The 8,483-nt window shown below is 70.0% G+C and carries 8 protein-coding genes; 5 read left to right on the top strand and 3 right to left on the bottom strand.

All coding sequences use genetic code 11. From position 1 onward, the window contains the following. A partial coding sequence (locus E1181_RS30450) for an amidase (RefSeq protein WP_132679861.1) occupies nucleotides 1-1,150 on the bottom strand: 1,150 nt, incomplete at its 3' end. 33 nt (nucleotides 1,151-1,183) lie between these two features. After that, nucleotides 1,184-2,152 carry a D-2-hydroxyacid dehydrogenase gene (locus E1181_RS30455; RefSeq protein WP_132679862.1) on the bottom strand — a complete coding sequence of 323 codons (969 nt, stop codon included), beginning with the start codon at nucleotides 2,150-2,152 and terminating at the stop codon, nucleotides 1,184-1,186. A 210-nt stretch (nucleotides 2,153-2,362) separates the two neighbouring features. Between E1181_RS30455 and E1181_RS30460 the strand changes: the two genes are divergently transcribed. From E1181_RS30460 to E1181_RS30475, 4 genes are all read left to right on the top strand, one after another. Then, on the top strand, nucleotides 2,363-2,881 hold the full coding sequence (locus tag E1181_RS30460) for a DUF3830 family protein (RefSeq protein ID WP_132679868.1): 519 nt from the start codon (nucleotides 2,363-2,365) through the stop codon (nucleotides 2,879-2,881). After that, complete coding sequence (locus E1181_RS30465) at nucleotides 2,871-3,632, top strand: maleate cis-trans isomerase family protein (protein WP_132679863.1); 762 nt, start codon at nucleotides 2,871-2,873, stop codon at nucleotides 3,630-3,632. Before E1181_RS30460 ends, E1181_RS30465 begins: the two co-directional genes overlap by 11 nt. 152 nt (nucleotides 3,633-3,784) lie before the next feature. After that, nucleotides 3,785-4,507: a maleate cis-trans isomerase family protein gene (locus E1181_RS30470; protein WP_132679864.1), complete on the top strand. Its 723-nt coding sequence runs from the start codon at nucleotides 3,785-3,787 to the stop codon at nucleotides 4,505-4,507. Between the two features lie 39 nt (nucleotides 4,508-4,546). Further along, nucleotides 4,547-5,239: a GntR family transcriptional regulator gene (locus tag E1181_RS30475; protein WP_235877168.1), complete on the top strand. Its 693-nt coding sequence runs from the start codon at nucleotides 4,547-4,549 to the stop codon at nucleotides 5,237-5,239. Between the two features lie 62 nt (nucleotides 5,240-5,301). Here E1181_RS30475 and E1181_RS30480 read toward each other — a convergent pair whose 3' ends face one another. Then, a complete protein-coding gene (locus E1181_RS30480; protein WP_132679866.1) occupies nucleotides 5,302-6,780 on the bottom strand; it encodes an NAD-dependent succinate-semialdehyde dehydrogenase in 1,479 nt (492 codons plus the stop codon). A 144-nt stretch (nucleotides 6,781-6,924) separates the two neighbouring features. On the opposite strand from E1181_RS30480, the gene E1181_RS30485 reads away from it, so the two are divergent. Next, nucleotides 6,925-8,181 carry an aspartate aminotransferase family protein gene (locus E1181_RS30485; protein WP_132679867.1) on the top strand — a complete coding sequence of 419 codons (1,257 nt, stop codon included), beginning with the start codon at nucleotides 6,925-6,927 and terminating at the stop codon, nucleotides 8,179-8,181. Nucleotides 8,182-8,483: the final 302 nt, after the last annotated feature.

Below are 8,483 nucleotides of genomic sequence, written 5' to 3' on the forward strand. Positions count from 1 at the left end.
GGACGGTGGGGGTCAGCAGCAGGTCGTGGTTCTGGTGGAAGGCGCCCATGCGCTGGCCGAGTTTCATGCGGGTGTTGGTGGCTTCGAGGTAGTCCTGGGCGCTGTAGGTGAGTCCTCGGCGGCAGATGGCGGCGAGCCCGGGGTCGAGGAGTTCGCGCTGGGCGTCGGTGAGGTGTTCGGTGGCTTTGGCCGCGCCGGCGAACCAGAGGACGTGGAAGTCCTCGACGGGGTCGGTGATGCCGGGGTCGGCGTGTTCGACGTGGGCGCCGAGATCTTCGAAGGTGCGGGCGGCGTCGGTGAGGGCGCGGGTGATCTGGGGGTCGACGGGGGTGCCAAAGCCGAGGTCGGTGCTCACGGCGATGCGCAGGCCGGTGACTCCTCCGCCGAGGTGGTCGAGGAAGGAGTCGGTGGGAGGGGCCAGCACGGACCAGTCGCGGACGTCGGGTTGGGCGAGGACGTCGAGCATGAGGGCGGTGTCGGTGATGGTGGTGGTCATCGGCCCGGCGTGGGAGAGGGTGCCGAAGGGGCTGGCCGGGTAGAGGGGGATGCGGCCGTAGGTGGGTTTGAGGGTGGCGATGCCGCAGAAGGAGGCGGGGATGCGCACGGATCCGCCGCCGTCGGTGCCCAGTGCGAGCGGGCCCATGCCGGTCGCCACGGCTGCTGCGGCGCCGCCGGAGGAGCCGCCTGCGGTGCGGGAGGTGTCCCAGGGGTTGCGGGTGATGCCGTGGCGGGGGCTGTCGGTGACGCCTTTCCAAGCGAGTTCGGGGGTGGTGGTCTTGCCGAGGAACACGGGGTTCTCGCGGCGCAGCAGGGTGACCGCGGGGGCGTCTTCGAGCCAGGGCTGGTCGGGGTCGATGGTGTTCGAGCCGCGCAGGGTGGGCCAGCCGCGGGTGAGGAAGAGGTCCTTGACGGAGGCGGGCACGCCGTCGAGTCGTCCGGCGGGTTGGCCGCGGTGCCAGCGGTTCTCGGATTCGCGGGCGGCACGCAGGGCTTGTTCGGGGTCGACGAGGCAGTAGGCGTTGACGGCGGGGTCGTGGTCGTTGATGCGTTGCAGGGCGGCTTCGCAGGCTTCGACGGGTGAGAGGGTTCCGGCGGCGTAGGCGGCCAGCAGCTCGGTGGCCGAGAGCTCGGCGGGCTGGGTGTTGGCCATGGCGTCTCCCTGGGTGTGGCGGCCTGGCGGGGGTCAGGCGGTGACGTAGCCGCGTTGCTTGTCGACGACGTTGCGCAGGTCGGTGCCGTGGGTGAAGGCGCGCAGGTTGGTCAGGAACAGGTCGACGAGTTCGTCGGTCCAGCCGAGGGTGTCGCCGGACATGTGCGGGGAGACCAGGACGTGGGGCATCTCCCACAGGGGTGAGTCCTGCGGGAGGGGTTCGGTGTCGAAGACGTCGAGGGCGGCGCCGGCGATGTGCTCCTGCTGGAGGGCGGTGACGAGGGCGGGTTGGTCGACGAGTTCGCCGCGGCCGACGTTGATGAAGCGGGCGCTGGGGCGCATGGCGGTGAGGACGTCGGCGTTGATGAGCCCGTGGGTCTGGGGTGTCAGGGGTGCGGCGACGACGAGGTAGTCGTAGTCGCCTGCGACGCGGGCGAGGTCGTCGGAGGCGTGGATGTCGCCGAAGTCGGGGTCGCCGGTGCGGGTGGTGCGTCCGGCTCCGGCCACGCGCAGTCCTGCGTTGCTGAGTTGGCGGGCGATGGCGCGGCCGATGGGTCCGGTGCCGACGACGAGGGCGGTTTTTCCTTCGATGCGTTCGGTGACGCGGTGCTTCCACTGCTTGGCGTCCTGCAGGCGCAGGGTGGTGTGCATGTCCTTGGCGAAGGTGAGCACGGTTCCCAGGACGTATTCGGCGATGGGCTGGTCGAACACGCCGCGGGAGTTGGTCAGCTGCACGGGGGAGTCGCGCAGCTGCGGGAACAGCAGGCGGTCGACTCCGGCGCTGGCGGCGTGGATCCATTGGAGCTTGTCGGCCTGGGGCCAGGCGTCGGCGATGGCTTGGGAGCGGAAGGCCCACACGAACAGGGCGTCGGTGCCGGGCAGGGCGTCGGGGAGTTCCTCGCCGGTGGCGTAGCGCAGTTCGGCGTGCTCGGCGATGCGGGCCATCTCGTCGGGTGCGTCTCCGTCGTGGAGGACGACGACGGTGGGGCGGGTGTTGACCATGGCGATGACCTTAGGGCCGCAGGGGTGTCGGGTGATCGTCTCCCACGCCGGTGACGAGCGTGTTTCCCCAGCACTGGGCGGTGAAAAACGAGCGTCGGTGGAGGCATTGACACGCTAGGAACGGTTCGTAGGATTGTCAACAATCCGCTGGCATCGGTTGGTCCGGCCCGGGGAGAGTGCGAGATGGCCACAGCGAACGAATGGATCACGATGCCCAGGTACCTGTCGATCACGCTGGAGAAGCGCGGTGTGTCCTGCGTGGCGGAGTTGCTCGACGCCGACGCGCCCCGAACCTGCGAGGCGGTGTGGAACGCGCTGCCGCAGGTCGGGCCGGTGCACCACGCCAAGTACGCCCGCAACGAGATCTACACGATGGTGCCGCGCTTCGCCGCTGACGAGCCGGGTCAGGAGAACCCGACGGTGACCCCGATCCCGGGCGACGTCGTCTACTTCTCCTTCCCCGGCGGCATGCTGGACCGGGAGTTCAAGCAGGAGAAGGGAATCGAGGACCTGCCGGGCGTGATCGACCTGGCGATCTTCTACGGGCGCAACAACCTGCTGCTCAACGGTGACGTGGGCTGGGTGCCGGGCAACGTCTACGCCACGATCGTGGAAGGGCTGGCGGAGATGGCCGAGGCCTGCAACGACGTGTGGCGTTCGGGCAGCGTCGGCGAAACCCTGCGCTACGAGCGCTTCGAGGGAACGATCGGGGGCCGGCATGCCACTTGATGACTTCCTCGGCGCGGTGTCGGGCCCGGTGCAGCAGCGGGGGATCGGGGTGATCGCCCCGTTCGACCTGGCGCTGGACCGCGAGCTGTGGCGCTGGTCGCCGCAGGAGGTGTCGCTGTACGTCACGCGCACCGCGTTCGTCCCGGTGCCGGTCAGCGTCGAGCAGGCCAGCCTGGTCTCCGACGAGGCCGCGGTGCACGCGGCCACCCGTGACCTGCTGGTGCCCGAACCGGAGGTGGTGGCCTACGCCTGCACCTCCGGGAGTTTCGTCGACGGCGCTGGCGGGCAGCGGCGGCTGGTGGAGGTGATGCGCGATGCCGGTGCGCCGGCCGCGGTGACCACCTCCGGTGCGCTGGTGCGCGCGTTGGAGGTGCTGGGCGTGGGCAGCGTGTCGATCGCGACGCCCTACGTGGTCTCCATCACCGACCGGTTGTGCTCGTTCCTGGGTGAGCACGGGGTGGAGGTGGTCTCCAGCGTCGGGCTGGGTTTGGACGGCCAGATCTGGAAGACCAGTTACCGCGACGTGGTGGACATCGTGCGGGCGGCGGATCGCCCGGAGGCCGAGGCGATGTTCATCTCGTGCACGAACCTGCCCACCTACGACCTGATCGGGCCGTTGGAGCAGGAGTTGGGCAAGCCCGTTCTCACGGCCAACCAGGTCACGATCTGGGCGGCGCTGCGCGAGATGGGGCTCTCGGCGGTGGGTGCCGAGCAGCGATTGATGCAGGCGGTGGACGCTCCGGCCGCGTGAGCGGGGCGGTAAAGATGACATCACGAACGTTCCGGCGGCCGCTCACCCTGCGGTAACATTGTCAACAATCGACACCCCCGTTGCGGTGTGGCCGGGCGGGGTACCCCAGGGTTGTTGGCCGTTGGACGTCGAGCACAGGATGGAGCTCCCCGGTGCCGCACACCGCAGGAATTCTGTATCCCGGCTACAGCGCCGAAGACGACTACCCGACCTTGGAGGGCCTGCTCGGAGACGATGTCCGGCTGCCGCTGGTGCACACGCTGATGCGCGAGGACGCCCACCGGGTCGATGCCTTGCTGGACGTGGGTTCCGAGCAGGTGCTCGCCGACGGCGCGCGTGCGCTGGGCGAGGTGGATTCGGTTCTCTGGGCGTGCACCTCGGGCAGTTTCGTCTTCGGCTGGTCCGGGGCGCGCGATCAGGTGGAGAAGCTGCAGGCCGTGACGGGCAAGCCGACGTCGAGCACGTCGTTCGCGTTCGTGCACGCCGCGGCCCTGCTGGGGTTGCGGCGGGTCGCGGTGGCCGCGACGTACCCGGCCGATGTGGCCGAGCACTTCGTGGAGTTCCTGCGCGCCGGGGACCTGGAGGTGGTGCGGCTGTCCAGCAGGGGCATCGTCACCGCCGCCGAGGTCGGCACGCTGGGCCGCGAGGAGGTGCTGTCGTTCGCCGCGGCCAACGACGACGACCAGGCCGAGGCGCTGCTGATGCCCGACACCGCGCTGCACACCGCGGCGTGGCTGAAGGACATCGAGCAGCGGTTGGGCAAGCCGGTGCTGACCGCCAACCAGGTCAGCGCGTGGGAGGCGTTGCGACTGGCCGGTGCGGGCACGTCGCGTGAGGGATTGGGAACGCTGTTCCGGACCGGAACGGGCCGGTGACCCCGGTGGTCATCGGCGAACAGGGAAATGGTGAGCGCAGTGCTCGAGACCGAGGAGCAGTACCAGCAGCCCGGTGAGCTGGAGCCGGTGCAGCGCAAGTCGACGGCGGCGATCGTGGCCGACCAGTTGCGCGCGGCGATCATGTACGGGTCGCTGCCTCCGGGGTCGCAGCTGGGGGAAGCGGAGCTGGCGGCGCGGCTGGGGGTGAGCCGGGGGCCGCTGCGGGAGGCGATGCAGCGGTTGGTGGCCGAGGGGTTATTGCGCAGTGAGCCGCATCGCGGGTTGTTCGTGATGGATCTGCACACCGAGGACGTCGCCGACATCTACGTGGCGCGGTTGGCGGTGGAGCGGGCGGCCTGCGAGCAGATCGTGCGGCATCACCGGGTGGAGGCCGTGGCGGAGCTGACCGCGGCGCAGTCGCGGATGGTGGCCGCGGCGGGCAAGGGTGATGCCATCGAGCTGGCTGATGCCGATCAGGAGTTCCACGAGACGCTGGTGCGGGTGTCGGGCAGTGCCCGGTTGCAGCGGATGGCGCAGACGCTGCTGGTGGAGAAGCGGATGTGCCTGACGGCGTTGCAGGACAAGTACCACGCCGATGTGCAGGCGCTGGTCGATGAGCACAAGGGTCTGGTCGATGCGATCGAGTCCGGTGACGAGGCGTTGCTGCTGTCGCGCTTGGAGGCGCACATGAACGACGCGTTGGAGCGCCTCAACGGTTCGATGGCCGAGTAGGGATCTCACACGAATGGGGCCGGTTTCCGCGGAAACCGGCCCCATTCGTCGTGCGGGGTGGGTCAGAGGCCGCCGATGGAGACGTACTTGGTCTCCAGGAACTCGTCGATGCCGACCTTGCCGCCTTCGCGGCCCAGCCCGGAGGCCTTGACCCCGCCGAAGGGGGCGGCCGGGTTGGACACGATGCCCTGGTTGAGGCCCACCATGCCGGTCTCGAGCGCTTCGGTGACGCGCAGGCCGCGTTGCAGGTTCTGGGTGAACAGGTAGCTGACGAGGCCGTACTCGGTGTTGTTGGCCTTGGCGATGGCGTCGCGCTCGTCGGTGAAGGTGGTGATCGGCGCGACCGGCCCGAAGATCTCCTCGCTGGCCATGCGCGCGCCTTCGGGCACGCCGGTGAGCACGGTGGGGGTGTAGAAGTAGCCGTCGCCGCCGTGCCGGTCGCCGCCGGTGACGACCTGGGCGCCTTGGGCGACGGCGTCGGAGACCAGGTCGGTGACCTTGCTCAGCTGCTTGTCGTCGATGAGCGGGCCGACCTGGATGTCTTCGGAGACGCCGCGGCCGATGGTCAGCGCGGACATGCGTTCGGCGAGCTTGTCGGAGAAGGCCTGGGCGATGTCGGCGTGGACGTAGAAGCGGTTGGCCGCGGTGCAGGCTTCGCCGATGTTGCGCATCTTGGCCTGCATGGCGCCGTCGACGGCGGCGTCGAGGTCGGCGTCGTCGAAGACCAGGAACGGTGCGTTGCCGCCGAGTTCGAGGGAGACCTTGAGGACCTGCTCGGCGGACTGCTCGATGAGCTTGCGGCCGATGGCGGTGGAGCCGGTGAACGACAGCTTGCGGGCGCGCGGGTCGCGGATCATGGGTTCCATGACGCCGCCGGCGTTGGAGGAGGTGACGACGTTGAGCACGCCGTCGGGCAGTCCGGCTTCGCGCAGGATGTCGGCCAGCGCCAGCATCGACAGGGGTGTCTGCTGGGCGGGTTTGATCACCGAGGTGCAGCCGGCGGCGATGGCGGGGCCGATCTTGCGGGTGCCCATGGCCATGGGGAAGTTCCACGGGGTGATCAGCAGGGCGGGGCCGACGGGCTGGCGGGTGACCAGGAAGCGGCCGGAGCCGTTGGGGGCCACGGCGTAGTCGCCGCCGATGCGCACGGCCTCTTCGGCGAACCAGCGGAAGAACTCCGCGGCGTAGGTGATCTCGCCGCGGGCCTCGGGCAGGGGTTTGCCCATTTCGAGGGTCATGAGCAGGGCGAGGTCCTCGCGACGGGAGATGATGATCTCGTAGGCGCGGCGCAGGATCTCGCCGCGTTCGCGGGGCGGGTGGGTGGCCCAGTCGGCTTGGGCGTCGTGGGCGGCGCCCAGCGCGGCGAGCGCGTCGTCGGGGGAGGCGTCGGCGACGTGGCAGAGGGTGGCGCCGGTGGCGGGGTCTTCGACGGCGAAGGTGCGTTCACCGGTGGCGTCGCGCCACTTGCCGGCGATGAGCAGCTGCTTGGGGGCGGCCTCGACGACGGTCGCCTCGCGGGGATGCGTTGGGGTGGTGGTCATCGCTGCGCGAACCCTCCTGGGTGTCGACGGATGTGCTTGTTTGCCAACCTAGTGCGCTTCGGTGGTGGACACCGAGTGTTGCTGATGGTTGCATGACTGCCTAGATTGTCAACAATCCTACATTCTGCATGCTTGGAGTCGATCATGACGCAGCTCTCCCCGGCGCTCAAGCAGGCGACCCCGGTGCTGGCCGCACGCGGCGAAGGGGTCTACCTCTACGACGAGTCCGACCGCCGCTACCTGGACTTCACCGCCGGCATCGGCGTCACCAGCACCGGACACTGCCACCCGCGCGTGGTCGAGGCCGTTCAGCGCCAAGTCGGCACCCTCATCCACGGCCAGTACACGACGGTGATGCACAAGCCGCTGCTCGACCTGACCGAACGCCTCGGCCAGGTGCTGCCCGAGGGCCTGGACCGCCTGTTCTACGTCAACTCCGGTAGTGAAGCGGTTGAAGCGTCCGTCCGGTTGGCGCGACACGCCACCGGGAGGGCCAACATCATCGCCTTCCAGGGTGGTTTCCACGGCCGCACCATGGGCGCGGCCGCCCTGACCTCCTCCGGGGTGAAGGTGCGCGCCGGGATCGGGCCGATGATGCCGGGCGTGGTGTTCACGCCCTTCCCCGAGCCCTACCGCCAGCAGTGCAGCACCGAGGAGGCCGTGCGCCGCGCCCTGGCCGAGTTCGACCAGCTGCTGGTCACCCAGAGCTCCCCGCGCGACACCGCCGCGATCATCGTCGAGCCCGTGCTCGGCGAAGGCGGCTACATCCCCGCGCCCCCGGAGTTCCTGGCCGGGCTGCGCCAGCGCGCCGACGCCCATGGAATCCTGCTCATCGTCGACGAGGTCCAGACCGGTGTCGGGCGCACCGGCCGCTTCTGGGGCCACGACCACGCCGGCATCCGCCCCGACATCCTCATCACCGCCAAGGGCCTGGCCAGCGGCTTCCCGATCTCGGCGATCGCCGCGGGGCAGGAGCTGATGAGCAAGGCCTGGCCCGGATCGCAGGGCGGCACCTACGGCGGCAACGCCGTGGCCGCCGCCGCGGCACTGGCCACCCTGGACGTGGTGGAGCAGGAAGGGTTGGTGGCCAACGCCGCCGAGCAGGGCGCGCGGCTGGTCGAGGGCTTGCGCAAGGTCGCCGCCGACCACCCGGTCATCGGCGACGTGCGCGGGCTCGGGCTGATGCTGGGCAACGAGTTCACCACCCCCGAAGGCACCCCGGACACCGCCACCGCCTCCCGCGCGCACGCCGCCGCGGCCGAGGCCGGGCTGCTGCTGCTGACCTGCGGCCCGCACGGCAACGTGGTGCGCATGATCCCGCCGCTGATCGTCACCGCCGAGCAGGTCGACGCCGCGATCGAGCTGTGGGCCACCGCGGTGCGCTCGGCCGTGGCACGCTAGAGGGACGCGCTGGTGGTGGGTGTGAGATCTTCCTCGGGCCCACCACCAGCACAAACTCCGATCCGCGGGTTACTGTTCGATAGCGGCGGCCACCTGCGCGACGTGCTTCTGCAATGCTGCACGCCACACAGCGACGCGTGCGGGACGCGTCGCCAACAACCGACGCAGGTGTGAGCATGAGCGACTGGTCGGCGGGCGGACCGCCGAGGCGAAGGCCGCAGGGCGGCGGCGACAGGTACGACTACTATCGCGGCGCACAGGCCCCTCAGGGACGGCGCCCCGCGCCGCCACCCCCCCCCGGG

This window comes from Saccharopolyspora terrae (assembly GCF_004348435.1).
GTDB lineage: Bacteria > Actinomycetota > Actinomycetes > Mycobacteriales > Pseudonocardiaceae > Saccharopolyspora > Saccharopolyspora endophytica.